General features: G+C 58.5%; 24 protein-coding genes. 6 read left to right on the top strand and 18 right to left on the bottom strand.

The window, feature by feature from the left end; all coding sequences use genetic code 11:
- Window positions 1–57: 57 nt before the first annotated feature.
- The 12 genes from ACQR3R_RS28995 to ACQR3R_RS28940 form a co-directional block, all read right to left on the bottom strand.
- A complete protein-coding gene (locus ACQR3R_RS28995) occupies window positions 58–648 on the bottom strand; it encodes an NTP transferase domain-containing protein (protein ID WP_428277889.1) in 591 nt (196 codons plus the stop codon).
- A complete protein-coding gene (locus ACQR3R_RS28990; protein WP_428277887.1) occupies window positions 645–1,628 on the bottom strand; it encodes an XdhC family protein in 984 nt (327 codons plus the stop codon). Before ACQR3R_RS28990 ends, ACQR3R_RS28995 begins: the two co-directional genes overlap by 4 nt.
- Window positions 1,628–3,958, bottom strand: a complete 2,331-nt coding sequence (locus ACQR3R_RS28985; protein ID WP_428277885.1) for a molybdopterin cofactor-binding domain-containing protein — start codon at window positions 3,956–3,958, stop codon at window positions 1,628–1,630. The genes ACQR3R_RS28990 and ACQR3R_RS28985 overlap by 1 nt, the downstream gene beginning before the upstream one ends.
- The gene (locus tag ACQR3R_RS28980; protein WP_428277883.1) at window positions 3,955–4,494 is read right to left on the bottom strand and encodes a 2Fe-2S iron-sulfur cluster-binding protein; all 540 of its coding nucleotides are present in this window, start codon (window positions 4,492–4,494) and stop codon (window positions 3,955–3,957) included. Before ACQR3R_RS28980 ends, ACQR3R_RS28985 begins: the two co-directional genes overlap by 4 nt.
- 182 nt (window positions 4,495–4,676) lie before the next feature.
- Window positions 4,677–5,696, bottom strand: a complete 1,020-nt coding sequence (gene murB / locus ACQR3R_RS28975) for a UDP-N-acetylmuramate dehydrogenase (protein WP_428277881.1) — start codon at window positions 5,694–5,696, stop codon at window positions 4,677–4,679.
- On the bottom strand, window positions 5,693–6,157 hold the full coding sequence (locus ACQR3R_RS28970; protein WP_428277879.1) for an arsenate reductase/protein-tyrosine-phosphatase family protein: 465 nt from the start codon (window positions 6,155–6,157) through the stop codon (window positions 5,693–5,695). The genes murB and ACQR3R_RS28970 overlap by 4 nt, the downstream gene beginning before the upstream one ends.
- Window positions 6,157–6,921, bottom strand: coding sequence for a 3-deoxy-manno-octulosonate cytidylyltransferase (kdsB, locus tag ACQR3R_RS28965; protein WP_428277877.1), 765 nt, complete (start codon window positions 6,919–6,921; stop codon window positions 6,157–6,159). Before kdsB ends, ACQR3R_RS28970 begins: the two co-directional genes overlap by 1 nt.
- Entirely contained in the window at window positions 6,922–7,107 is a 186-nt protein-coding gene (locus ACQR3R_RS28960; protein WP_187677807.1) for a Trm112 family protein, read from the bottom strand.
- 24 nt (window positions 7,108–7,131) lie between these two features.
- On the bottom strand, window positions 7,132–8,136 hold the full coding sequence (lpxK, locus tag ACQR3R_RS28955; RefSeq protein WP_428277875.1) for a tetraacyldisaccharide 4'-kinase: 1,005 nt from the start codon (window positions 8,134–8,136) through the stop codon (window positions 7,132–7,134).
- A gap of 5 nt (window positions 8,137–8,141) precedes the next feature.
- Window positions 8,142–8,573, bottom strand: coding sequence for a biopolymer transporter ExbD (locus ACQR3R_RS28950; RefSeq protein ID WP_428277873.1), 432 nt, complete (start codon window positions 8,571–8,573; stop codon window positions 8,142–8,144).
- Window positions 8,570–9,205 (bottom strand): MotA/TolQ/ExbB proton channel family protein, encoded by a 636-nt coding sequence (locus ACQR3R_RS28945; protein WP_428277871.1) that lies wholly within the window; start codon window positions 9,203–9,205, stop codon window positions 8,570–8,572. The genes ACQR3R_RS28950 and ACQR3R_RS28945 overlap by 4 nt, the downstream gene beginning before the upstream one ends.
- 98 nt (window positions 9,206–9,303) lie before the next feature.
- Entirely contained in the window at window positions 9,304–11,526 is a 2,223-nt protein-coding gene (locus tag ACQR3R_RS28940) for a DNA internalization-related competence protein ComEC/Rec2 (RefSeq protein WP_428277869.1), read from the bottom strand.
- Window positions 11,527–11,661: 135 nt separating this feature from the next.
- Here ACQR3R_RS28940 and ACQR3R_RS28935 point away from each other — a divergent pair, with 135 nt between their 5' ends.
- Window positions 11,662–12,180 (top strand): DUF2062 domain-containing protein, encoded by a 519-nt coding sequence (locus ACQR3R_RS28935; protein ID WP_428277868.1) that lies wholly within the window; start codon window positions 11,662–11,664, stop codon window positions 12,178–12,180.
- A 52-nt stretch (window positions 12,181–12,232) separates the two neighbouring features.
- On the opposite strand, the gene ACQR3R_RS28930 is transcribed toward ACQR3R_RS28935, so the two are convergent.
- The 4 genes from ACQR3R_RS28930 to ACQR3R_RS28915 all read right to left on the bottom strand — a co-directional run bounded on the left by ACQR3R_RS28930 (window position 12,233) and on the right by ACQR3R_RS28915 (window position 15,400).
- Complete coding sequence (locus ACQR3R_RS28930) at window positions 12,233–13,012, bottom strand: ABC transporter permease (protein WP_428277866.1); 780 nt, start codon at window positions 13,010–13,012, stop codon at window positions 12,233–12,235.
- Window positions 13,009–13,941, bottom strand: coding sequence for an ATP-binding cassette domain-containing protein (locus tag ACQR3R_RS28925; RefSeq protein WP_428277864.1), 933 nt, complete (start codon window positions 13,939–13,941; stop codon window positions 13,009–13,011). The genes ACQR3R_RS28930 and ACQR3R_RS28925 overlap by 4 nt, the downstream gene beginning before the upstream one ends.
- Before the next feature lie 132 nt (window positions 13,942–14,073).
- The gene (locus ACQR3R_RS28920) at window positions 14,074–14,697 is read right to left on the bottom strand and encodes a glutathione S-transferase N-terminal domain-containing protein (protein WP_428277862.1); all 624 of its coding nucleotides are present in this window, start codon (window positions 14,695–14,697) and stop codon (window positions 14,074–14,076) included.
- Between the two features lie 43 nt (window positions 14,698–14,740).
- The gene (locus tag ACQR3R_RS28915) at window positions 14,741–15,400 is read right to left on the bottom strand and encodes a transglutaminase domain-containing protein (protein WP_428277860.1); all 660 of its coding nucleotides are present in this window, start codon (window positions 15,398–15,400) and stop codon (window positions 14,741–14,743) included.
- A gap of 247 nt (window positions 15,401–15,647) precedes the next feature.
- On the opposite strand from ACQR3R_RS28915, the gene ACQR3R_RS28910 reads away from it, so the two are divergent.
- Window positions 15,648–18,095: an acyl-CoA dehydrogenase gene (locus ACQR3R_RS28910; RefSeq protein WP_428277858.1), complete on the top strand. Its 2,448-nt coding sequence runs from the start codon at window positions 15,648–15,650 to the stop codon at window positions 18,093–18,095.
- A 74-nt stretch (window positions 18,096–18,169) separates the two neighbouring features.
- The gene (locus ACQR3R_RS28905) at window positions 18,170–18,577 is read left to right on the top strand and encodes a PA2817 family protein (RefSeq protein ID WP_428277856.1); all 408 of its coding nucleotides are present in this window, start codon (window positions 18,170–18,172) and stop codon (window positions 18,575–18,577) included.
- A 71-nt stretch (window positions 18,578–18,648) separates the two neighbouring features.
- On the opposite strand, the gene ACQR3R_RS28900 is transcribed toward ACQR3R_RS28905, so the two are convergent.
- Window positions 18,649–19,638 (bottom strand): LysR substrate-binding domain-containing protein, encoded by a 990-nt coding sequence (locus ACQR3R_RS28900; protein WP_428277854.1) that lies wholly within the window; start codon window positions 19,636–19,638, stop codon window positions 18,649–18,651.
- Window positions 19,639–19,730: 92 nt separating this feature from the next.
- On the opposite strand from ACQR3R_RS28900, the gene ACQR3R_RS28895 reads away from it, so the two are divergent.
- From ACQR3R_RS28895 to ACQR3R_RS28885, 3 genes are all read left to right on the top strand, one after another.
- Window positions 19,731–20,357 (top strand): hypothetical protein, encoded by a 627-nt coding sequence (locus ACQR3R_RS28895; RefSeq protein WP_428277852.1) that lies wholly within the window; start codon window positions 19,731–19,733, stop codon window positions 20,355–20,357.
- Window positions 20,358–20,447: 90 nt separating this feature from the next.
- Entirely contained in the window at window positions 20,448–21,218 is a 771-nt protein-coding gene (locus tag ACQR3R_RS28890) for a 2OG-Fe(II)-dependent halogenase WelO5 family protein (RefSeq protein WP_428277850.1), read from the top strand.
- Between the two features lies 1 nt (window position 21,219).
- The gene (locus ACQR3R_RS28885; RefSeq protein ID WP_428277848.1) at window positions 21,220–21,858 is read left to right on the top strand and encodes a LysE family transporter; all 639 of its coding nucleotides are present in this window, start codon (window positions 21,220–21,222) and stop codon (window positions 21,856–21,858) included.
- Between the two features lie 1,568 nt (window positions 21,859–23,426).
- Here the strand turns inward: ACQR3R_RS28885 and ACQR3R_RS28880 are convergent.
- Window positions 23,427–24,014, bottom strand: a complete 588-nt coding sequence (locus ACQR3R_RS28880) for an ATP-binding protein (protein WP_428277846.1) — start codon at window positions 24,012–24,014, stop codon at window positions 23,427–23,429.
- Between the last annotated feature and the right edge of the window lie 12 nt (window positions 24,015–24,026).

Below are 24,026 nucleotides of genomic sequence, written 5' to 3'. Positions count from 1 at the left end.
CCCCGCCTGGTGATCCAGGCGGGGCTTTTTTATGCCAGAAGGATGTCCCTTCTATGATTACTTGAAGACCAGCCTTTCAGGCACATCCACGTCCCACAAAACCCCGGGGTCATCCACCGCGACCTCCAACACTCTCGCCTGCGCAAACAACGGCCTGGCCCCACGGTCACCCGACAATGCCGTTAATCCTGGCCCAAAGCTGCGGCCAAAACCCACCGGATGGCCGAGTTCTTGTTCATGCACCGGCACGCTGATCACATCAACAGCAACGCCTGCGAGCACCCGCTCTATGGTCGACGGCAAGACAAACGGCATATCGCCCAGCACAATCAACCAGCCATCGAGGTGCGAACACGCCGCCACGCCTGCTGCAATGCTGTCACCCATGCCGGTGGACGCGATCAGTACCACTTCAAAATCATAAGCCTGCGCCATCCGAATAACCTGCGGGCGGTCGTCGGTCGTTACCAAAACGCGCCTGCTCAGTGAGGTCGGCAAGCTCAACAAAACGTGCTCGATGACCGAGCGCACGGCGCCATCACGACCGGCGCAATCCGCCAGCAGCTTATCTTTTTCTACACCCGCGATCTGCCGAAAGCGACTGCCCTGCCCCGCCGCGAGCACGATAACGCCAATGGTTTCACTCATACGCTATCCTGCAGCAACGGCTTGGTCGTGCTCTCGATACCGTTTTTGATCGCAACGATTTCAGCCAACAGTGACAAGGCGATCTCTGCCGGAGTGTGGCTACCGATGTGCAGGCCGATCGGGCCGTGCAGACGTTCGATAGCCTGCTGCGACAGGCCTAATTGAGCCAGGTTTTCACGGCGTTTCACGCTGTTGACCCGAGAGCCCAGCGCACCGACATAAAACGCCTTGGAGTCCAGCGCCGTCAGCAGGGCCATATCGTCCAGCCGAGGGTCGTGAGTCAGGGCGACGATGGCGGTGCGTTCGTCAGTCTGGATAGTCAACACGGCTTCATCCGGCATGCCGGAGATAAAGCGCGCGTGCTGGTCCTCCCAGCCATAGACAAATTCGCTGCGCGGATCACAGATCAATACTTCGAAATCCAGCAGACGCGCCATTTCTGCAACGTAACGCGACAGTTGCCCCGCACCGATCAGCAGCAATCGCCAGCGCGGGCCGTAAATGGCCCGTAGCGTCTGGCCATCAAAGGTCAGCACGTCCGCCTTGTCTGCCGGCTGCAGAACCACCTCACCGGTTGCAAGATCCAGAGTGCGCGACACCAGTTCATGGGCCTCGCATCGCGCCAGCAATTGGGCGACCCAGGCCGGGTCGCCCACCCGCTCTTCGGTCAAACGCAGCGTGCCGCCGCAAGGCAGACCAAAACGGGCAGCCTCCTCGCGGGTTACACCATAGGTGATCAACTGCACGGGCGGCCCATCGGCCGGGATACGCCCATCGTGCAGCCGCGCGATCAGATCGTCCTCGACGCAGCCCCCGGACACCGAGCCGATTACCACGCCGTCCTCGCGCAATGCCAGCATCGCGCCAGGCGCTCGGGGCGCTGTGCCCCACGTCTGGACGACGCTGTACAACATCACCCGTTGTCCAGCACGGCGCCACTCCAGCACGCTGCGCAGAACATTCAGATCGACGCTGTCCATCAGGCGTCAGCCTTCTGCCAACCCTGCAATTGATAGCGAACCGGCAGATTACGAATACGCTTACCGGTCGCCGCGAAAATCGCGTTACACAACGCGGGTGCAATCGGCGGAACGCCTGGTTCACCGACTCCACCCAATGGCACTTCGCCCGGCGGTGTCACCAAATGCACCGCCACCTCCTTCGGGGCCAGCGACATCCGCGCCACCTCGTACATATGGAAGTTATCTTGCTGGACCTTGCCGTCCTTGAAGCTGATTTCGCCCAGCATCGCGTTACCCAGGCCCATGACGCAGGCGCCTTCAAACTGCGAGCGAATTCGTTCCGGATTAATCTGCGGACCGCAATCCACGGCAATGTCTGCCTTGTGCACAATCAGCGTGCCGTCATCTTTGACTTCGACTTCAATCACCGCCGCCACATACGTGACGAAGCTGTAGTGAACGGCCAGACCCAAGCCCCGGCCCTTCGGCATTTCACGGCCCCAACCGGCAGCTTTGGCAGCGGTTTCCAGCACCGTGCGCATACGCGCAGTGTCGATCGGGTAACGCTCGGGAGACTCGCCGTAGTTCCACTCTTCACTGAGGGTGCGCGGATCGATCTGACGGTCCGGGCCCAGCAACTTGATCTGGTATTTCAGGGGATCTTGACCAGCCTTGTGCGCCAATTCATCGACAAAGCTTTGAATCGCAAAGCCGTGAGGGATGTTCGACACCGATCGATACCAGCCAACACGCGCGTGAACCGTCGCCTGCGGGTTCTCCAGTCGTACATTGGGAATCGCATACGCCATGTTGGTAAACCCCATGCCCAACTCGAATGCGGCTTCGTGGTTCATGCCCGGCGCAAACAACGCGGTAATACTCGGCGCGACTGTACGGTGCAGCCAGCCGGAAGGCAGGCCGTCCTGATTCAGGCTGGCCTTGAGGTATTCCGCCGACACGGTGTGAAAGTAGGAACAGTGAATATCGTCTTCACGGGTCCACTGCACACGCACCGCCTTACCCGCAAACTCCTTGGCCAGGATGGCCGCCTCGATGACGAAATCGGGTTTGGATTTACGACCGAATCCACCGCCCAGCAACGTTACGTTGACAGTGACGTTATCGAACGGCAAGCCGAGGCGTTCACTGATTCGTTCGCGGGTGACTTGTGGTGCCTGGCTTGGTGCCCAGGCTTCGCACACGCCATCCTTGAATCGTGCAATGGCAACCATCGGTTCCATGGGTGACTGCGCCAGGTGCGGCAAATAATAGGAGGCTTCAAGGGTGCTGTTGGCACTGCTCATCGCCTGATCGATATTGCCGGTGTTACGCACCACCTTGCCAGGCTTGAGCGAAGCGGCTTCGAGCTCCTTGCGATAGGCAATCGAGTCATAACTGGCGTTAGGGCCATCATCCCACTCAATCTTTAGTGCTTCGCGGCCCTTGATCGCGGCCCAGGTATTGCTGGCAACAACGGCCACGCCGCCCAAGGGTTGAAATTCCGATGGCAGCGCATGACCTTCAATCTGAATAACCTTGATCACACCCGGGACTTTCAGCGCAGCACTGGAGTCGACGGATTTAACCTTGCCGCCGTAGACCGCAGGGCGCGCAATAGTGGCGTAGAGCATGCCGTCGAAATGCACGTCGGCACCGTAAACAGCGCGGCCATTGACGATGTCGTCACCGTCGATGGCTTTGATGCCTTCCTTGCCGATGTAGCGAAACTGCGACGGCTGCTTGAGCAACAGGCTGTCACGCGGTGGCACCGGCAGTGCGCCAGCAGCCACGGCCAATGCGCCGTAACCCAGCTCACGACCGGTCGGCTGGTGAACCACTTTATGCAACTGCGCGTGGCACTCGCCAACGGGCACTTGCCACTGATTAGCCGCCGCTTGTTCGAGCATGGTTCGCGCAGCAGCACCGCAGCGACGCATTGGCTCGTACCAGTGACGCATGCTGCGTGATCCATCGGTGTCCTGGTTGCCGAAGCGAACCTCGTCGCCTGGCGCCTGCTGCACTTTCACCCTGGCCCAATCGGCGTCCAGTTCATCAGCTACCACCATGCTCAGGCTGGTGCGTATGCCCTGGCCCATTTCGGAACGGTTGCAAATCACCGTCACCGTGCCGTCAGCGGCAATGCTGACGTACACCTTCGGATCGTCTACCCAACCATTCGGCATGCCGTCTGCGCCAAACTTTTTGTCTTTCTCGCCAGCAAATGCATCCTGCCAGCCCCAACTGGCGGCAAGCACCAAAGCACTGGTCGCGCCGACGCCTTTAAGAAAGCCGCGACGGCTGAGGTTAGTCAGGTTGCTGAGCGCAAAATCATTGGGCAAGTGGTTCATGCCTTGGCCTCCTTCAGGTGAGTTGAGGCTTGGCGGATGGCGGTCTTGATGCGGTTGTAAGTGCCGCAACGGCAAATATTACCGATCATGGCTTCTTCGATCTGCTCATCGCTGGGGTCTGGATTGATCTTGAGCAGCGCCGTTGCCGACATGATCTGCCCGCCCTGACAGAAGCCGCATTGTGCAACGGCTGTGTCGAGCCAGGCTTGCTGGACGACTTGCCCCACCGGGTCGGCGTGCAGGTTGTCGATGGTGCTGACGTTCTGGCCGATCACCGAACCGATGGGCGTGATGCAACTGCGCGCAGGGGAACCGTCGATATGAATGGTACAAGCACCGCAAAGGCCCATGCCGCAACCGAATTTGGTGCCGTTGTACCCCGCAACATCGCGGATGGCCCACAGCAGTGGCATGTCTTCGGTGACGTCGAGTGAGTGATCTTGGCCGTTGAGTTTCAGGGTAATCATGGGCACGCCCGCATAGGTGTAGAGGTTATGGGGTCGAGCAATCTGCCGCCATTGACTGGCGGTTGGCATCACGCAGATCGACTCAGGCTAAGGAGGCTCTGTTACGCAAACGGCAACGTCTGCATCGGGCCTTTGATGAAACAAATGATTGCATCGTTGGTGAGACACGTTAACTCAGCGTTAACGAAAAAGCCCTGCACACTGGAAGATGTGCAGGGCTTTTCTTTGAGAGGACTCGTGGAAGCGTAGCTTCAATAACGGTTGGGCTCCATTTCCAGGTCAACATGGAAACGCTCTGCAATATCCTTCTGGATACGCTGTGCCAGGTTCAGCAATTGCAGGCCCGTCGCGGCCCCGTAATTGACCAACACCAGTGCCTGTAGCTTATGCACGCCGGCGTCTTCATCGCGAAAACCCTTCCAGCCTGCTCGCTCGATCAACCAGCCTGCCGCCAGTTTCATTTGCCCGTCCGGTTGCGTGTAGGCCACCAGGTCGGGGTACTCGACTTTGAGCCGGGCTACCAATTGCGCCGAAACCAACGGGTTTTTGAAAAAGCTGCCGGCATTGCCCAGTACCGTCGGGTCTGGAAGCTTTTCATTACGAATACTGCAAATCGCCTGGCTGACATCGGTGGCTGTCGGGTGCTCGATACCTTGCTCGGTCAGGCGCTGACGTACCGGGCCGTATTCCAGGTGCAAGTGCTGAGAACGGCTTAACGTAAATCGCACCCGCAAGATCAACCAACGGCCTGGCTGCTGTTTGAACAGACTGTCGCGGTAGGCGAAATTACATTCCTGCAGCGTAAAATCCCGCAGTTCACCGCTCTGGCGATCCAGCGCAGTAAGGCCGGCAAACACGTCCTTGATCTCGACACCGTAGGCGCCGATGTTTTGCATCGGTGCCGCGCCAACGGTACCCGGAATCAGGCTGAGGTTTTCAAGCCCCGACAATCCTTGCGCGAGTGTGTGCTGCACGAACGGATGCCAGGGCTCGCCAGCCTCGGCCTCGATTACCACCTTGTCGCCGTCTTCGCTGAGGACACGAATTCCGCGAGTCGCCATGCGCAGGACCAACGCCTGGATATCTGCGGTCAAGAGCAGGTTGCTGCCTCCGCCAATCACCAGTAACGGCACCTTGTGCTGGGTTGCATAGGCCAAGGCCTCGACAACATCGGCGTCGCTGTGGGCTTGCGCAAACAATTGGGCCTGTACATCTACGCCAAAGCTATTGAACGCTTTGAGAGAAACCTGCGGGCGTACCAGCAAACTCATAGCCGTCCCTTCAATTCGATCACTAGCAGATCAGCCGCGCGCTCAATCAGATCGAGGACGTACTCGAAACCCTGGTCGCCATCGTGATAAGGGTCTGGCACCTCATCGACTTCCGACGTGTAGCGACGCAAAAACAAGTCAAGCTCAGCCTTGCCCCTTGCGGGCCGCAGGGCCTGGAGGTTACGCAGATTATTCTTGTCCATCGCCAGGATCAGATCGTAAGCGGCGAAATCGGCACGAGTCACTTGCTGCGCACGTTGGGCGGACAAGTCGTAGCCGCGCAACTTGGCGGCTGCCTGGCTGCGTTTGTCTGGCGCAGTGCCGACGTGCCAGTCACCGGTACCGGCGGAGGCCACTTCGACTTGATCAGCCAGCCCCGCTTCGCGCAGCTTATGGCGCAACACGCCTTCGGCAGTGGGTGAACGGCAGATATTGCCCAGGCAGACGAACAAAATGCGCATCAGGCCTCCAGCAAGCGCCGAACGCGCTCAAGGTCTTCGGCCGTATCAACACCGGTCGGCGGGGCAATCAGCGCATCGGCGACGTGAATACGCACGCCGTGCCAAAGGGCACGCAACTGCTCCAGCGACTCGGTATTTTCCAGCCAGCACGGCCCCCAGCTAACGAAGTCATGCAGGAAACCGGCGCGGTAGGCATAAATGCCAATATGGCGCCGATACGGAACACCCTCCGGCAATTGTTCACGCGTCTTGGCGAAAGCATCGCGAGCCCAAGGCAACGTGGCACGGCTGAACGTTAGCGCCAGGCCATTAACGTCGCTGACGACCTTGACCACATTGGGATTGAACAGGGTTTCAACGTCTTCAATCGGCTCGGCCAGCGTCGCCATGCGTGCTTCGATATGGGCGGCCAGATTGTCGGCCACCTGATCGATCACACTGGGTGGAATCAACGGCTCGTCACCCTGGACGTTGACCACGATCGCGTCGTGCGCCAAACCCAGTTTAGCCGCGACCTCGGCCAGGCGATCAGTACCGGAGTTGTGGTCTGCGCGAGTCATCACAACTTCAGCGCCAAAGCCTTCACAGGCCGAAGCGATGCGCGCGTCATCAGTGGCGACGACTACGCGTTGGGCGCTGCTTTTACGGGCCTGCTCCCACACGTGCTGGATCATTGGCTTGCCAGCAATCAACAGCAGCGGCTTGCCCGGCAGACGGGTGGAGGCATAACGCGATGGAATGACGACGGTAAAGGCTGTGGTCATTTATTTATCCAGGCGCTCATCGGTGGTCAGGGTGCGGGCTTCGGTTTCGAGCATCACCGGGATGCCGTCACGAATCGGGTAAGCCAGGCCGGCGCCTTTGCTGATCAGCTCGGTTTTATCGGCACTGAGCTTGAGCGGGCCTTTGCAGATCGGGCAAGCGAGGATATCGAGCAATTTGGTGTCCATGAGCATTCCCTGGAAAAAACGGATTTAAGGCAAAAGACGAGCCGGCAACAGGCGCATCAACTGCGTATCGAACCAGGCCACGAAGGCTGGCGATGGCGCAGCATCGACCGCCAGGTACCACCAATCGGCGGCGGCGAAGGCACGGCACTTCACCGCGTCCTTTTCAGTCATCACCAGCGGCAATGACGGTGAGAAATTCAAGGCCTGCGCACTGTATTCGGCATGGTCGGCAAACGCATGCGGAACCGGTTGCCAGTGTAGCGTTTCGAGGGTCTTGAAGAAACGCTGCGGGTTGCCGATCCCGGCCACCGCATGCACTGCCTGGCCAGCGGCAAAATGGTCGAGCGGGCGACGCTCACCACTTTGCAGGTTGACCAGTTCGGTAGGCTGGAGCTGGAAAGCAAAGCCGCCATCGCGGTCCTCGGTGGCGCCGTTGTAAAGCAGCGCATCGACACTTTGCAAACGCTCGACCGGTTCGCGCAAGGGCCCGGCAGGCAGGCAACGCTGGTTGCCCAGGCCGCGTACGGCATCGATCAACACCAGCTCCAGATCGCGGGCCAAGCGGTAATGCTGCATGCCGTCGTCGGACAGAATCAGGTCCAGCTTTTCACTGGCCAGCAAGGCCTGAACGGCGCGACTGCGATCAGGGTCGATCATCAAGGGCACATCGGTGCGCTGCACGATCAGCAACGGTTCGTCGCCTGCGACAGCGGCGCTCTGGTCTGCCTCGACTCGCCAGGGTAATTGCGCTGGCTTGGCACCGTAACCACGGCTGACCACGCCAACCCGCAAACCACTGCGCTGGCAGTGTTCGATCATCCACAGAATAAGCGGCGTTTTACCGGTGCCGCCAACCGTGATATTGCCGACCACGATCAGCGGCACCGCAGGCTGATAGATATCGCCCTCGCCTGCCAGAAAGCGTTTGCGCTTATTCATGACCACCCGCCGATACAGCCATTCCAGCGGCCGCAACAACTTCAGGGCCGGATGACCTTCGTACCACGCGGCGAGTAAACGATCAGACATGGCCATCAGGGCGCGGTCGGTGCCGCTTCGACTGTGGTCATGCGCAAGTGACTGAAACCGAGCTTGCCGGCGGCGTCCATGGCGGTGATGACCGATTGGTGCTGGGTCTTGCCATCGGCGCTGATGGACAGCGGCATGTTGGTGTCACCGCTGGACTCTTTCTGCATCGCTTCCATCAGGCTCGCCAGATCGTTTTTCGGCAACAGTTGATTGTTCACCGAGAACACGCCTTCGGCACTGATGGCGATGTCCAATTGCTTGGCTTGCGGGTTCTCGGCGGGCGTGCCGCTGACCGCTTCCGGTAATTCGACACGCAGCTGAGTTTCACGGGTGAAGGTGGTCGTGACCACGAAAAACAGCAGCAGGACAAACACCACGTCGATCAGTGACACGAGGTTGATGTCCACGTTCTCCCGTTGCTTGCGGCGGAATTTCACGCTTTACCCTCGGTCAGGTCTACGTCCCGGTCGCCCTGCACCACTTCAACCAGCTTAATGGCTTCCTGCTCCATGCCCACCACCAGCTCATCGATCCGGCGTTGCAGGAACCGATGGAAGAATACCGACGGAATACCGACAATCAGGCCCGAAGCCGTGGTGATCAAGGCTTTGGAAATACCGCCAGCCAGCACCGCAGCGTTGGTGGTCATGCCCGTGCCCATGAACGAACTGAAGATGTCGATCATGCCCAGCACCGTCCCCAGCAAGCCGAGTAGCGGCGCCATGGCAGCGATGGTGCCCAAGGCGTTGATGTAACGCTCGAGCTCGTGAATAACTCGCGCCGCCGCCTCTTCGATGCACTCTTTCATGATCTCGCGACCATGCTTGGAGTTGGCAAGGCCTGCCGCCAGGATCTCTCCCAGCGGCGAATTGGCGCGCAATTCCTTGAGTTTGTCCTTATTGAGTTGTTTGTCTTTGATCCAGACCCAGACCTGCCCGAGCAAGTGCTCCGGGGTCACACGGCTGGCGCGAAGGGTCCATAGACGCTCGGCGACAATTGCCATGGCCACGATGGAACTCAAAATGATCGGCAGCATCATCCAGCCGCCGGATTTGACCAATTCCCACACAGTGACAGCCCCCTCGAAAAAGTGCGCCACTCTAACATAGGGGCTTGGCGCACCGAAGACCGTGATGTCGCATCCTGTCGGGCTTTAATAACTCGCGGTTATGGATATTCACGCCAGAAACGCCGTTCCTGGCGCATCGTCCACGGTGGTTCGAAGCGTCCCAGTTGTACGCCGATGGCGCCCTGCTCTGCGCTGTCGTAGATCAGCATCCCGCGTTTTTTATAGCGCGCCATGACCGTGGGATGTGGGTGGCCGAACGAATTGCCTTGGCCACGGGAAATCAGCACCGCTTTGGGCTGTAGAACGTTTAATAGCGCCATTGAGGATGCGCTGCGACTGCCATGATGCGGCGATTGCAACCAGTCGGTGTGAACACCTAGCGGTCCGGCGAGCAGCGCTTGCTCGGCGGCCGTATCTATATCGCCGGTCAACAAGATTCGCTCGCCGTTGGCTTCTATTTGCAACACGCAGGATTTTTGATTGCGGTCGTCGGCATAGGGCCATTGCCAGAGCTGAAAGTTGACGCCGTCCCAGGTCCATTTCCGGCCACTTTCACAGGCTTGCGCGTGCAGTTCGATGGGCAAAGCCTCGGGATCGCCGCTGATAACCCGCTTCACCGGCAGCCCTGCAACGATCGCCCTGGCGCCACCGGCATGATCGGCATCCGCGTGGCTGATCAGTATCACGTCCAACCCATTCACGCCCAGCTTGCGCAACGTCGGCAATACCACACGTTCGCCCAGGTCAAAATCACCGAAACGCGGCCCGGTGTCGTACAGCAGGGAATGATTTTGAGTACGCACCAAAATGGCCAGGCCTTGGCCTACGTCCAGTTGCAGGACTTCGGCAATGCCTTCGGGCAGCATCGGGCGCGGTGGAAAAACCAGCAACAGCAGTAGCGGCCAACCCAATGGGCGCAATGGCACGCCTCGCGGCAGTAGTAATAGAAACGCTCCGAGCAGGCCAAGCACCCAGCACCACAACGGGATCGCCACGGGTACCCATGCGGGCACTCGCCCCGCCAGCAGCGCCAGGCCCTTGAACAGCCAGTCGATCAGACCACCCGCCAGCCACAGCAACCCTTCACCCACATACGGAATGGGCAACATCAGCGTGCCAAGCAATGCGGGCGGCAGCACCACCATGCTGATCCAGGGCACAGCGATCAGATTGGCCAGCGGCCCGCTGATACTGATCGGTAAGCCCAGCACCAGCAACAAGGGACACAGGCCTATAGCGATCAGCCACTGGGCGCGGGTCCAGGTTTGCCACCACCGCCACGGACCTAACCGACCACCAAATGTGAAAATCAATACCGCCACTGCGCCGAACGATAACCAGAAACCCGGCTGCAGGCTCGCCAGCGGCTCCAGCAGCAAAACGCCGTTCAGTGCCAGCAACCACGGCCACCATGCGCCGAGGTGACGAAACCGCAGGCGCCACAACAGCACCAGTCCGATCATCACGCAGGCACGGCGCACCGGCACATCAAATCCCGCCAGAAAGCCGTAACCGAGGGCCGCCGAGAATGCCAGTCCACAGGCCCAAGGCAGCCAGGGCAATCGCTTGGGCCACAGGCCGTAACGGGCCAGCCCGGCAATCAGCAGGTAGACCAAACCGGCAAACAACCCGATGTGTTGCCCGGAGATGACCAGCAAATGTACGGTGCCGGTGGCTTGCAACACTTGCCAGTCTTCGCGACTTAGCCCCGCACCGTCGCCCAATACCAATGCAGTCAACGCGCCGGTTCGACCTTGAGCGTCCACGGCCTGCAAGCGCTGGCGGACACTATCGCGCCAAGCGCCCCGGGCTTCTTTGAGCCGCTGGCCATCCTTGATCGTACCCGTAGCGCCGATCCGTTGCGCCAGCAGCCAGGCGTTATAATCGAAGGCATGTGGGTTAAGCAGCCCAGCAGGCCGCTTCAGTTTTACTGCCAGCCGCCAGTGCTCGCCGCTGTTTACCGGCGGCCCGCCATACCAGGCCAGGCGCATATACCGAGGCAATTGGGTGCGCCGGGACTGACCTCCCGTCAGCTCGAAGCGCACCACCCCCTCGGCAATTTGCGGTAACCCGCTGACACGACCCTCGACCCAGCGCGTTTCGCCGTCGAGCGAAACCGGCAAGCGATCCTGCAGCGCCCAGTGCGCGTTGGCACACGCCCAACTGAGGCCAAACAAGAAGAATGCCAACGGATAAGTCTTGAACGGCAGCAACATCAATCCCGTTACCGGCAACACCAGCCACAACCAGACTGGCGGTAATGCCGGTAAAAAACGCAAGGTCAACAAACCCAACGCCAGCGCCATCATCCCTGTGCGCATACGTCCGTCCTTGAGAGTTCCCCCCTAGGCATAGCCGGCCAAAGGCACCGGCGTCGTTATTAATTGTCACAAAGTCTGAATGGGCGATTCATGGAATCCAGACATACTTGCCGCCTTAACCGACCGAGAAGCCTTATGCCCCGGCGCTTATTCAAACGTTACATGCCAGACCCGACGAGCATCAGGGAACACAAGTCCTTACGCTTTTTGGGCACCCTGCTGCATGACCCAAACCTCTGGCACCTCAATCGCCACTCCGTCGCCCGCGCGATGGCCGTGGGTTTGTTCGCCGCGTTTTTACCCATTCCGTTGCAAATGCTGGTGGCTGCCTTCCTTGCGATCATGGTGCGCGGCAACATGCCGATTTCTGTGAGCCTGGTCTGGCTGACCAACCCGATCACCATGCCGGCTGTGTTTTTTTGCACCTACCAGACCGGCGCCTGGTTGATGGACGTTCCGGCACGGCATCTGCCGGACGCACTCACGTGGGAATGGATCAGCGGCGAGCTGTCTACGCTGTGGAAGCCGTTTTTGCTGGGGTCAGTCGTGACGGGGCTGGTATTGGGAGCGTTGGCGTACTGTGTGGTGATGCTGTATTGGCGCTGGTGGGTGAGCCGGCAGTGGGCGCGGCGCAAGAAAAAACGAATGAAGTGAATGCAAAACGGCCTCCGCAATGGGAGGCCGTTTTTTTTGCGTTTCCAATTAATCAGGTACGCATTCCGCGCCCGCTCACCAGCAACCGTGCGCAGCCGATATACAACACGACGGTGGCCACCAGCATGAAGGTGATCGCGACGCTGATCTTGATGTCCGACACGCCAAGGATGCCGTAACGGAACGCGTTGACCATATGTAACACCGGGTTGGCCAATGACACGGTTTGCCAGAACGGCGGCAACAACGAGATCGAATAAAACACGCCGCCGAGGTACGTCAACGGTGTCAGCACAAACGTCGGAACAATCGAGATATCATCGAAGTTACGCGCAAATACCGCGTTGATGAAGCCTAACAACGAGAAAATCGTCGCCGTCAGTACCACTACCAAAATGGTTACGCCCAAGTGATGCACTTGCAAATCGGTGAAGAACAGCGACAGCAGCGTGACGATGACCCCGACCATCAAGCCGCGCAATACGCCGCCCAAGGTGTAACCGATCAAAATCGTGTGCGGCGATACGGGTGACACCATCAACTCTTCGATGGACCGCTGGAACTTGCTGCCGAAGAAACTCGATACCACGTTACCGTACGAGTTGGTGATCACCGACATCATGATCAGGCCCGGCACGATGTACTCCATATAGGTGAAACCACCCATGCCGCCAATTTGCCGACCGATCAAATTACCGAAAATCACGAAGTACAACACCATGGTGATTGCCGGCGGTAGCAACGTTTGCGGCCAGATCCGCGTGAAGCGTCGGACCTCGCGGTAAACAATAGTATTGAGGGCGACCAGGTTGGGTTGCAGCTCGGAACTCATACCGCCACCTTCGTAAGATTTTTCTCCACCAGAGACACGAACAACTCCTCAAGGCGATTGGTTTTATTACGCAAACTCAGTACTTCAATGTTCTGCTGCGCCAATTGGGTAAACAGCGCCGTGATACCCATGGCCTTGTCGACCTGAACTTCAAGGGTATGACCGTCGAGCAACTTTGTCGGATAACCGAGCAATTGCGGCGCTACGTTCAAATCGTTTTTGATGTCGAGCAGGAACGTTTCTACATGCAACTGACTGAGCAGTTGTTTCATGCTGGTGTTTTCGACAATGGTGCCGTGGTCGATGATGCCGATGTTGCGGCACAACTGCTCAGCCTCTTCCAGATAATGCGTGGTGAGGATGATGGTGATGCCTTTCTGGTTGAGCTCGGTGAGGAAGGTCCACATCGAGCGACGCAACTCAATGTCGACCCCGGCGGTTGGCTCGTCGAGAATCAGCAAGCGCGGTTCGTGCACCAGTGCGCGGGCAATCATCAGTCTACGCTTCATCCCGCCCGACAGTGAACGTGACGGCACATCGCGCTTGTCCCACAGGCCGAGCTGGGTCAGGTACTGCTCGGCGCGCTCCTTGGCGACTTTCGCCGGGATGCCGTAGTAGCCAGCCTGGGTCACGACAATATCGAAGGTTTTTTCGAACTGGTTGAAGTTGAACTCCTGAGGCACCACGCCGATTGAGCGTTTGAGCTGTGCAGGATTCTTGTCCAGGTCATGACCAAAGATATTCACAGAACCGCTGGTCTTGTTCACCAGGGTCGAGAGAATGCCGATGGTCGTGGACTTGCCGGCGCCGTTCGGGCCAAGCAAGGCAAAAAAGTCACCTTCGGCGACATCCAGATCAATACCACTCAGGGCCTGGAAACCGTTGCCGTAGGTTTTGGTTAGCTGCCGGATGGACAGAGCGGAACTCATATCGGATTACGCACCAAGAAGGGAAGAAAGGAATACATAAGTGCGGGCGGCGATGAACACAACCACGGCGCATGCAGGCAATGGTGCTTGTCGCCGCCACACAAGTACAGTCAAGTGTGTCGATAGTAAGTATTAAGTCAACGCGGTCATGACGGCTTTCTGATACGCCGGACGCTGTTTGAGACGGGCGTACCAGGCTTCCAGATGAGGCATTGGCGCACGCTCGATCGGCATCTCGAACCAGGCATAAATAAAACTCCCGAGCGGAATGTCGCCCATGCCGATTTCGTCGCCAGACAAATAAGGTGTGTTCTCCAACGCCTGATCAGGCATTGAGAGCAAGGCTTCGCACACTTTGATCGCCTCTTTGATGGCAGCCCAATCCTGCTTGTCTGCCGGGGTGCGCAGCACGCCCCAGAACACCGTGCGAAATGGGTCGGCAAAACTTGAGGTGGTCCAGTCCATCCACTTGTCCGCCGTGGCCCGGGCTTGCAGATCGGTTGGGTACCAAGCCGAGTCGCTGGCATGACGGGCCATCAGGTAACGCACGATGGCGTTTGATTCCCACAACACGAAACCCTCGTCCTCGATCACGGGCACGCGGCCATTGGGGTTCATCGCACGGTATTCAGGAGTGTCCACTACACCAAATGCGCCGCCCGCATCGATGGCTTCATACGCCAGGCCGAGTTCTTCGGCTGCCCACAAAGGTTTTCTGACATTCGATGAATTTTTCCGACCCCAGATTTTCAGCATGACCGCCTCGCAATGGATGAATGCGCTGGCAGCATACGCCGGATCAGGCGGGACTCAAATCGCTCTGCATGTCACCCAGCAGCGTCGGCAGTTCGTTGCCGAAGAGGTGCGGGTAGCATTTTTCCAGGTGCTCGAAAAAAAACCTTTCTGGCACGTCGGTGAACTGTCCGTGATCCATCACGTATTCCATCATTTTTTCGCCCTGGCGGTTGTAAGGATGGAAAACGCTGTCGTTGATTCCGTCGAACTCCAGTGGCGCGACGTTGAACAATTCGCACAAACCCTGGTTGAACGCCGGCGTGGCTTTGACCCAACGACCGTTGAGGTACAGCTCGGTGTAGCCATGCATGGCAAACACGTCGCTCTTGAGCAATTCAAGCAAACGCGGGGTCGACAAGTGATTGCGTACGTCCGCCAGGCCAATCCGTGCAGGGATCGCGCAATGCCTGGCCGCGCCTGCCAGTAAAGTGGCTTTGGGTACGCAGTAGCTTTCTCCGGTTGCCAAGGCATAACTGCCGCGCAAGGTAGCCGGATCGCGACTGAAGGTGTAAGGGTTGTAGCGCACGGCTTCACGCACTGCGTAGTAAAGATTGACCGCTTGCTTGAGCGGGTCCCGACTAGGGCCGCGATGTTTTTCGGCGAACTCCACCACCGACGGGTGGTCACTATCGATGAAGCGGCCGGGATTCAGGTACTCGTGCATGAGGACAATCTCCATGGGAAGTCCCGAGTCTAGCGACTGGTTCAGCACAGAGATAACGACGTTTCGGCCAAACATGGACGCTTTGCCGCCCGCCTGCCGAACTAATTTCGCAGCCCGATGCCCACCGGGCCTACCCATTCATTCAAGGTTTCCCACGAATTCAAACGCCTTGCCCTGGCCACCCTGTTTGACGGATGCCGTCTAAGCTCTGAAGGTTGGTTTTGCCCTGGTTCACGGAGGATTAAATATGCTGTTGTTGTGGATACTGGTTCTGATCGTCGGCATCGCCTATCTGGCTCACCGGCGCACCGCACCGCTGCCCGCATTGTGCATCGTTGCGGTGTACGTTGTGGCGATGGGTGCCTTCAGCCACGCACCGGGTTGGCTGCTGCTGATTCTGTGGGTATTGATCGCGGCCGTTGCAGCACCGTTGTTGCTGCCGGACCTGCGTCGTAAATTTTTCAGTGCACCACTGTTCAACTGGTTCCAGAAAACCTTGCCGCCGATGTCGCAGACCGAACGCGATGCAATCGATGCCGGCACCGTGTGGTGGGACGGTGAGCTGTTCAGTGGCCGGCCGGATTGGGACAAGTTACTGGCGTATCCAAAAGCGCAGCTGACCGAAGAGGAACAAGCGTTCATTGACGGTCCGACCGACGAACTCTGTGCCATGGTCACTGACTGGCAGATCGGCCAAGCCATGGACCTGCCTCCGCAAGCCTGGGCCCACATCAAGGAAAACGGCTTTTTCGCCCTGATCATTCCCAAGGAATACGGCGGTAAAGGCTTTTCCGCCTATGCGCATTCCCAGGTTGCGATGAAACTGGCGACCCGCAGCGGCGACCTGGCTTCGACCGTGATGGTGCCCAACTCCCTCGGCCCGGCAGAGTTATTGCTGCATTACGGCACCGACGAACAACGCAACCATTACCTGCCACGGCTGGCGCGCGGCGATGACATCCCGTGCTTTGCGTTGACCGGGCCACTGGCCGGTTCCGATGCCGGCGCGATGCCCGACACCGGGGTGATCTGCAAAGGGCAATGGGAAGGCAAGGAAACCCTTGGCCTGCGCCTGAACTGGGAAAAGCGCTACATCACGCTTGGGCCTGTCGCCACACTGCTGGGCTTGGCATTCAAAGCCTACGACCCCGATCATTTGCTGGGTGACGAGGAAGACCTTGGGATCAGCCTGGCGCTGATTCCAACCGACACCGCAGGCGTCGAAATAGGCCGTCGTCATTTACCGTTGGGTGCGGCCTTCATGAACGGCCCGAACTCCGGCAAGGACGTGTTCATTCCACTGGACTTCCTTATCGGCGGCCAGGAAATGCTCGGCAAGGGCTGGATGATGTTGATGAACTGCCTCTCGGTTGGGCGTTCGATTTCGCTGCCCGCCGTCGGTACCGGCGCGGCCAAGTTCACCAGCCTGGTGACCGGCCAATACGCGCAGGTGCGCGAGCAATTCAACGTACCGCTCGCCGCATTCGAAGGCATTCAGGAAGCAATGGCGCGCATCGGCGGCAACGCATGGATGATGGACGCCGCCCGCATGCTGACCGCGAATGCGGTGGACCTCGGCGAAAAACCGTCGGTATTGTCGGCGATTCTCAAGTATCACCTGACCGAACGCGGTCGCGAGTGCATCAGCCACGCAATGGATGTGCATGGCGGCAAGGCAATCATCATGGGGCCGAAAAACTACCTCGGCCGCAGCTGGAACGGCGCGCCCATATTCATCACCGTTGAAGGCGCGAACATTCTTTCGCGCAACCTGATGATCTTCGGCCAGGGCGCGATTCGCTGCCACCCATTCGTGCTGAAGGAAATGGCCCTCGCCGGCCGTGAGGACAAGGATCAGGCACTGGTCGAATTCGATGGCCTGCTGCTCAAGCACATCGGTTTTGCCGTGAGCAACGCGGCCAGCACCTTGGTACTGAACCTGGGCTTCGGGCACTTTGAACGCGCACCGGGCAATACACTCAGCCAAGGCTACTTCCGTGCGCTCAACCGTCAGGCTGCGGCGTTCGCCATGCTCGCCGACCTGAGCATGATGCTGTTGGGCGGCGAATTGAAGCGTCGGGAACGCCTGTCGGCGCGGCTGGGGGATGTGCTGAGCAACATGTACCTCGCCTCTGCTGCGCTCAAGCGTTACCACGATCTTGACTCACCGGAACACATGGCACCGCTGTTTGCCTGGGCCATGGAAGAAAGCCTTGGCCAGTCGGAGCGTGCGCTCGATGAACTGCTGACAAACTTCCCCAACAGGGTGCTGGGTTGTCTGCTGCGGGTCATCGTGTTCCCGTTCGGCCGTCGTCACAAAGGCCCATCGGACAAGCTCGGCGCTGAAGTGGCTGGGGTAATCGGCCGTGCGAAAGGCGATCCGACGCTTGAAGAGTTGCTGGGCGGTTGCTTCCGCCCACAATCAACCGAAGACGCCGTTGGTGCTCTGCAACACGCCTGCGACTTGCTAAACGCCGCGCAACCGCTGCAGAAAAAACTGCATCTGGCGCTGAAAAATGCTCAGGTCAAACCGGCGCCCGGCGAGCATGCAATCGACGCGGCACTGGAGGCCGGCGTGTTGCAGCCGGCAGAAGCACAGACATTGCGCGATGCCGAAGCGGCGCGGCGCAAGGTGATCGATGTCGATGATTTCGACAAAGAGGAACTGCTACTCGCGCAAGGAAAGGTCCGCTAGTCCAGCCCAGCCTGTAAAAACGGGCGCAGGAGCTTTATACTCCGGCGCCCGTTTTGCTCTTGAGGACTTATCTCGTGTCCAACGTCGTTGCCGATCATCTCGTCTTGCTTGACCACTTGCGCAGCATCCTGGTCGCCGTGGGTGAGGCCGAACAGGTTCCCGAAGAAAGCCATGCCTTGTTCCTGGAGCGCTTCGACGAATTACGTGCATTGCTGCCGGTCGACCCGATCGAAAGCCAATACCTGGGCCAGGACATTCTGTGCCAGGTCATAACCCGCTACCCGCAAATTGCCCATCTGGTCCCGCGCGACCTGTTGTGGTATTTCGCCGGCGACTGCCTGCATTACATGCCCGATGACGAAATCGAGTTGTATCAGGCACTGGAAGAACGTCGCTTCGAAGCCGAACAGAACGATGAGCCGTTCGACTGGAATCAGGAAAAACAGTTGCTGTCGATGTCAAATCAGGACAGCAAACACTGATCCCCGATCAGCAATACAAAAGGCCCGCATGGTTATCCATGCGGGCCTTTTTATTGGCCGTGGCAAGCGCTTCACAGCAAACCGTCACTCTCTGGCAACTCATACTGCGCCGAGACTTTGCTGGCCCTGCCTGGCTTGCTCAAGGTCGGTTCCTTCCCCAGGCATTCCACAAGATAGTCGATCAATACCCGCAATTTGGGTGGCATGTAACGGGTCGGTGAATGCAACAACCAGGCGCCGCCGTGGTAAGACGCGAGAAACGCCCAGTCTGGCAAAACCTGCACGATCAAACCCTGCTCCAGGGCATACCTCGCCGTAAAATACGGCAAGCTGCCAATCCCGATGTGCTGCATGACTGCGCCCAATCGCACACCGGTGTGATTGGCGGCATAACGTCCGCGCACACCGACGGTGACCGCTTTTGTGCCTTTTTTGAATTTCCAGCGCGCATCGCTCGGGGTTTCGCCCAGATAGATACAGCTATGGTTGAGCAAGTCGTGGGGATGCGTTGGCGTACCGTGCTCGGCCAGGTACTGCGGTGTCGCGCACAATAAGTGGTCGATGGTGAGTAACTGCCGCCCCACCAGACCGGCGGGCGGGCGATCGGTGATGCGAATGGCCAGGTCGACATTGTCGTCGATCAAATCGACCTGACGGTCCTCCAGCAAGAGTTCCACGTCCACTTTGGGATATCGCCGTAGAAATTCCGGCATGTGCGGATGAATCACGAATCGCCCCACCGCTTTCGGCACGCTGATACGCACCAGTCCTTCCGCCTCATCGGTGAACTGACCGCTGATTTCCATCACTGACTTGGCGGCGCTGACCATCTCTTGGCAACGCTTGAATACTTCTTCGCCACCGTCACTCAGCCGCAGCTTGCGCGTGGTGCGTTGCAGCAAACGGGTGGCGAGGGCCTTCTCCAGCCGCGAAATACTGCGGCTTATGGCCGAGGGCGACGAGCCCAACTGGCGGGCCGCTTCGGAAAAACTGCCGGTTTCGACGACCTTGACGAAAATAGCCATTTCACCGAGCAATGGTAGCGGAAGATTTATGCTCACAGCGCAACAGTCCTTTGATGTTTGAACGGATTATCACGCAAATACTCGCTCCCTATAATAAAAAAACAGAATTTTTATGACGGACATGGAATATGACGCTTCGCCTCTTTTTCCATAGTGATGACCTCAAGGGCGATGTTGAAGTCCTGGAATGTACGCCCCACGAGAATGAATTCGCCGTACTACTGCGCGCCACCCTGTTTCACCCCCAAGGGGGCGGACAACCGTTTGACACTGGCTGGATTGGCGAAAGCCAGGTCCTGCGGGTGGTCCAGGACCCAGACCGGGTGATCCATTTTGTCGACCGCCCGATACCACTCGGCATGACCCAGATCCGGGTAGACGAGGAGCGCCGTCAGTTCAATACACGCATGCATTCTGCCGGCCATCTGATCGGGCATTTCGTCCAGGCCATGGGCTGGATGCCGATCAAGGCTCATCACTGGCCAAACGAAGGCCGCGTGCAGTTCAAACCGACGGAGTCGGCACAAGACGTGGATGCCCAGACTATTAAACAGGGTATCCAACAGTGGGTCGATGCTGACCTGCCGCGCCTGACGTCGCTGCGCGAAGGTGCTCGGGAAATCGGTTTCGGCGAGCTCCCCGCCTATGGGTGCGGCGGCACGCATGTGCGTAGCCTGAAGGATTTGGGCACGTTCACGGTCGCTTCGGTTTCGCAGAAAAAAGGCACGCTGTCCGTTCATTACAGCGTGGACTGAGCATTCCGGCGATGACGCCCGTCATCGCTCCACGCCATCGGGGCCCGCACTCGCAGGCTTCGTTGACTCTCCAATAGATGGACCTAAGACATGATGCTTGACGTCGAGCGTCTCGATGAGACGTGCATAACAAAACTCGCCAACGAAGAAGTACTCGCCATCCGCGTCAAAGGTTTACTGCCCAAGTCGTTGGCGGTGCAGATAGGCGACAGGATTCTAGCGCCCGGTTTCGAAGGCTACATCAACGCGCCGAGTATCGGCCGTATCGGTATGGCGTTCTATGAAGCGGAAAATCAGCCGCTGTTGATCGAGGATTACTTCGAGCGTGCCACGCGCAACATCGCCGAGCTGCGCAACCGTTGTGCGCCCTACGCGTCCCCGGTCGACACCTTGCGCTGCATGCTCGATGAGTCATGGCCTGCCGGCGCGCACCTGGAAAATCTCTACGGACGCAAAATGTATGTCGGGCTTTCGCGCGTTGTGAAACCGGGTGTGTGCTTCCTGGCCCATCACGACATTTTCGCCAAAGACGCCCCGGACTGTTTCCGGGCCCTGAGCCTGGAAGCGCAGTTCGCCTGCAACGTTTACCTGAACATGCCCGACCAGGGTGGCGCATTGCAAATGTGGGATCACGATATTTCCCCCGACCAATTCGACGAAATGCGCGGTGACAGCTACGGCATTGACCCGGCTCTACTTGGCTCTCCAACCCTTGAGGTGCTGCCGGAGCCTGGCGATTTCATCATGTTCAATTCACGCCGCATGCACTCGGTCACACCGGGCGTCGCGGCCCCGCGCCTTAGCCTTTCATTTTTTGTCGGCTATCGCGGCAATGCTTCACCCCTTACCTTCTGGAGTTGAAATGCTGTCGAATTATCTGGGCGAATTTCTGGCATTGGCGATTGTCCACTTTCTGGCCGTGATCGCACCCGGGCCGGACTTCGCAGTCACCATCCGTCAAAGCGTACGTTTCGGTCGTTTGGTCGGGATCTGTACAGCGCTGGGCATAGGCGCTGGGATCTCGGTGCATGTGCTGTACACCTTGCTTGGCGTCGGCGCATTGATGCACACAACGCCATGGTTGCTGACGGTGGCCAAGGTCGTGGGCGCTGCTTACATCTTGTACCTCGGTGTCAGCTTGTTGCGCAGCAAACCTAAATCTGTGCTGGAAGGCGAAAACGGCACCCGCGAAGCTGTCGCCGAGCAAACGCTGATGAAAGCCTTCACCACAGGCTTTCTGACCAATGCAACGAACCCCAAGGCAACGCTATTTTTCCTGGCGATTTTCACCACCCTCATCAGCGCCACCACACCGCTGAAGATTCAGATGCTCTACGGCGTCTGGATGTGTTTCGTCAACGCACTGTGGTTCGTCATCGTTGCGCTGTTCTTTTCCAGTGCCAAGGTGCGATTGCTGTTCCTGCGCCTCGGGCACTGGTTTGAGCGGACGATGGGGGTGATTTTGATCCTGTTCGCTGGCCGCCTGATTTTGTCCATGTAAAAGCCAACGCGAGATAGCCGGCAACGTCAGCACATCGGCAGGCGCCGGCAAACTCGTGGTACTGGCGTCGATCAACATTCCACGCAGCCATGGATCATTGGCATGCACGGTGTGATCGCCGCCCTTTCGGCTAGGCCGCACAAACCGGGTTGACCGGGCTGCCAACAACCGTGCTCCCTTGGGCGCTTGCCAGTAATTTATCCCGCTCCATCCGTGAGCAAACAGCGGCCCACCGAGGTGTTCGAACATCGACCAACCCTCACGCAAAGCGCAGGGTAACGATTGCCGCCATGCCTCAGTCACCGTGTGCGGGTCATCGCCGGATAGCGCAAGGCGTCGCTGATTGAACAACACCAATCCGTTGTCGGCCGGGTGGAATAGAGCAGCGCTTTTATCCAGATCAGGCAAGCCGTCGTGATCGTAGGCCAGCCAGCCCCGAGTTTCGAAAAAAGCATTTGGAAACAGATCGTCATGCACCGCGGCCATACCGTGATCAGAATGTGCAATGCAGCTCACGGGCTGGCCGGCGGCCGCCAGGCAGCGCATCAGCAGGTCATCGACCCACCCCAGCACTTCATCAAACAAGCACTGGCCAACTTGCTGCATGGTTTCGCTGGCCCACGTCGCATCGATGTACTTGAGCAAGTGGTGTGACAGCAGATCAACCACGGGGTAGTAGCCGATGACCCTTTGCGCATCTGCAGCCGCGATGGCGCCGATAATGTCTGCGCAGAAGCTCTCATGCATTTCACGCATCAACTCAAGCAACAACCACTCGGCAGCACCGTGTCCGCCTTCGTCCATTCGAAGGCCCAAATCGCCTGCACGGTAAAGCCGCGTCAGGTCATTGGCGACATAAGCGTTGTGAACCGGTGCCTGTGGAGCCATTGCCCACACTTGCCGAAAGCCAAAACTGACCAAACAGATACGTCCCTCGATGCACACCACGCGCAGCGCGATTGCCTGATAGGCATTACCCGGCGTGGAATGCACCGGTAACGTCACATGCACCGTTGAGCCCAGCGCCAACCAGTAGGTCGAGACGCCATTTTGATCATGCCAGTGCAGCGTCGCGCCATTGGCCTGGCAGTTGAGCCGGGCATGCACCAACAACGGCGCGATATGCAGGTAACCGCCGTGCTCAATGATTTCGGGGTTAACGGTCAGCCCCTCATAGGGGCAGCTTTGGCCAATCAGCATCGCACCCAGCCGTTGCGGCTGCACAAAGGGTACGGCGCACAGTCGAAAACAGATGCCTTGATGGGCCCAATCATCCCAGACCATGGCGATATCCCGCGGCCAAACCTCGAAGGTGTCGGCCACCGCCAACGGTTGCGCCGCGGTCGGTGCCGGCATCGGGTAACCGGTCAGACCGTGACGGTCGACATCCACACCACTGAAAATCGAAAATAGCGACGGAGGTGTCTGGCAATTGGGTGATAGCGGTAAAACCGGGTACAAAGGGCAGCGAGCCAACTGACCGTTTTGCTTGCCACGTACCCGATGTCGTTGCATCAGCTCCCAGGACAATCCGTCGATCAACAGCCAGATCAGCGGATCGGCGCCTTTCATGACCCCAGCCAATGCCGCGATGCGCGCATCGACCACTTGGCAATCACCGCAACATGCGCCTCGAGCCGTTGCAGCGAGTGGTTGTTAGGCAAGGCATAATCGGCGGCGATGCGGCGCATCTGCAGATCGAGCACGCTGTCTGCCACCACATTTACATCGCCCCTCTTGCCCAAACGTGATTGCCTCAAAGAGGCATCGGTGAAGATCTTGATCACCTGAAAACCTTGATCGTGAAGGTACGGCCAGTCGGTCGCATCGTCACGCAGGTCATCGTTGATCACCACGTCAGCTTCACAACACGCCAATCGTTTAGCAAAGTTCATGACCATCGAGCGGCTGTCCAATGCCCGTAGCTGCTGCGCAATGCACTCCAGCAATTGTTGGTTCTGTGCGCCCTCGGATATCGCCAGGCAGCTTTGTTGATAAAACGCTCGCTGCAACTCATAAAGCGGTTCGGCCAGTTTGACCACTTCAACTGAAATGTCGGCGGCCTCGAAATACTGTTGCAGGAGCCGGGCAGTGGTACTTTTGCCCGCACCACTGGGTGCGACCAGCGCCAGGCGCACTTGCGATAGACCGGTCATGACACCTCCTGA

Origin of the sequence: Gordonia sp. IEGM753 (assembly GCF_050321825.1) — a bacterium.
In the GTDB taxonomy this organism is placed as follows: Bacteria; Pseudomonadota; Gammaproteobacteria; order Pseudomonadales; family Pseudomonadaceae; genus Aquipseudomonas.
The sequence above is the reverse complement of the archived record's forward strand: the minus strand, read 5'-3'. Positions and strand labels throughout refer to the sequence as shown.

Excerpts from the sequence above, each read along its gene's own strand:
- ACQR3R_RS28995 (WP_428277889.1), bottom strand. The coding sequence starts at position 648 with ATGAGTGAAACCATTGGCGTTATCGTGCTCGCGGCGGGGCAGGGCAGT.
- ACQR3R_RS28990 (WP_428277887.1), bottom strand. The coding sequence starts at position 1,628 with ATGGACAGCGTCGATCTGAATGTTCTGCGCAGCGTGCTGGAGTGGCGC.
- ACQR3R_RS28985 (WP_428277885.1), bottom strand. The coding sequence starts at position 3,958 with ATGAACCACTTGCCCAATGATTTTGCGCTCAGCAACCTGACTAACCTC.
- ACQR3R_RS28980 (WP_428277883.1), bottom strand. The coding sequence starts at position 4,494 with ATGCCAACCGCCAGTCAATGGCGGCAGATTGCTCGACCCCATAACCTC.
- murB (WP_428277881.1), bottom strand. The coding sequence starts at position 5,696 with ATGAGTTTGCTGGTACGCCCGCAGGTTTCTCTCAAAGCGTTCAATAGC.
- ACQR3R_RS28970 (WP_428277879.1), bottom strand. The coding sequence starts at position 6,157 with ATGCGCATTTTGTTCGTCTGCCTGGGCAATATCTGCCGTTCACCCACT.
- kdsB (WP_428277877.1), bottom strand. The coding sequence starts at position 6,921 with ATGACCACAGCCTTTACCGTCGTCATTCCATCGCGTTATGCCTCCACC.
- ACQR3R_RS28960 (WP_187677807.1), bottom strand. The coding sequence starts at position 7,107 with ATGGACACCAAATTGCTCGATATCCTCGCTTGCCCGATCTGCAAAGGC.
- lpxK (WP_428277875.1), bottom strand. The coding sequence starts at position 8,136 with ATGTCTGATCGTTTACTCGCCGCGTGGTACGAAGGTCATCCGGCCCTG.
- ACQR3R_RS28940 (WP_428277869.1), bottom strand. The coding sequence starts at position 11,526 with ATGCGCACAGGGATGATGGCGCTGGCGTTGGGTTTGTTGACCTTGCGT.
- ACQR3R_RS28935 (WP_428277868.1), top strand. The coding sequence starts at position 11,662 with ATGCCCCGGCGCTTATTCAAACGTTACATGCCAGACCCGACGAGCATC.
- ACQR3R_RS28930 (WP_428277866.1), bottom strand. The coding sequence starts at position 13,012 with ATGAGTTCCGAGCTGCAACCCAACCTGGTCGCCCTCAATACTATTGTT.
- ACQR3R_RS28925 (WP_428277864.1), bottom strand. The coding sequence starts at position 13,941 with ATGAGTTCCGCTCTGTCCATCCGGCAGCTAACCAAAACCTACGGCAAC.
- ACQR3R_RS28920 (WP_428277862.1), bottom strand. The coding sequence starts at position 14,697 with ATGCTGAAAATCTGGGGTCGGAAAAATTCATCGAATGTCAGAAAACCT.
- ACQR3R_RS28915 (WP_428277860.1), bottom strand. The coding sequence starts at position 15,400 with ATGCACGAGTACCTGAATCCCGGCCGCTTCATCGATAGTGACCACCCG.
- ACQR3R_RS28910 (WP_428277858.1), top strand. The coding sequence starts at position 15,648 with ATGCTGTTGTTGTGGATACTGGTTCTGATCGTCGGCATCGCCTATCTG.
- ACQR3R_RS28895 (WP_428277852.1), top strand. The coding sequence starts at position 19,731 with ATGACGCTTCGCCTCTTTTTCCATAGTGATGACCTCAAGGGCGATGTT.
- ACQR3R_RS28890 (WP_428277850.1), top strand. The coding sequence starts at position 20,448 with ATGATGCTTGACGTCGAGCGTCTCGATGAGACGTGCATAACAAAACTC.
- ACQR3R_RS28885 (WP_428277848.1), top strand. The coding sequence starts at position 21,220 with ATGCTGTCGAATTATCTGGGCGAATTTCTGGCATTGGCGATTGTCCAC.
- ACQR3R_RS28880 (WP_428277846.1), bottom strand. The coding sequence starts at position 24,014 with ATGACCGGTCTATCGCAAGTGCGCCTGGCGCTGGTCGCACCCAGTGGT.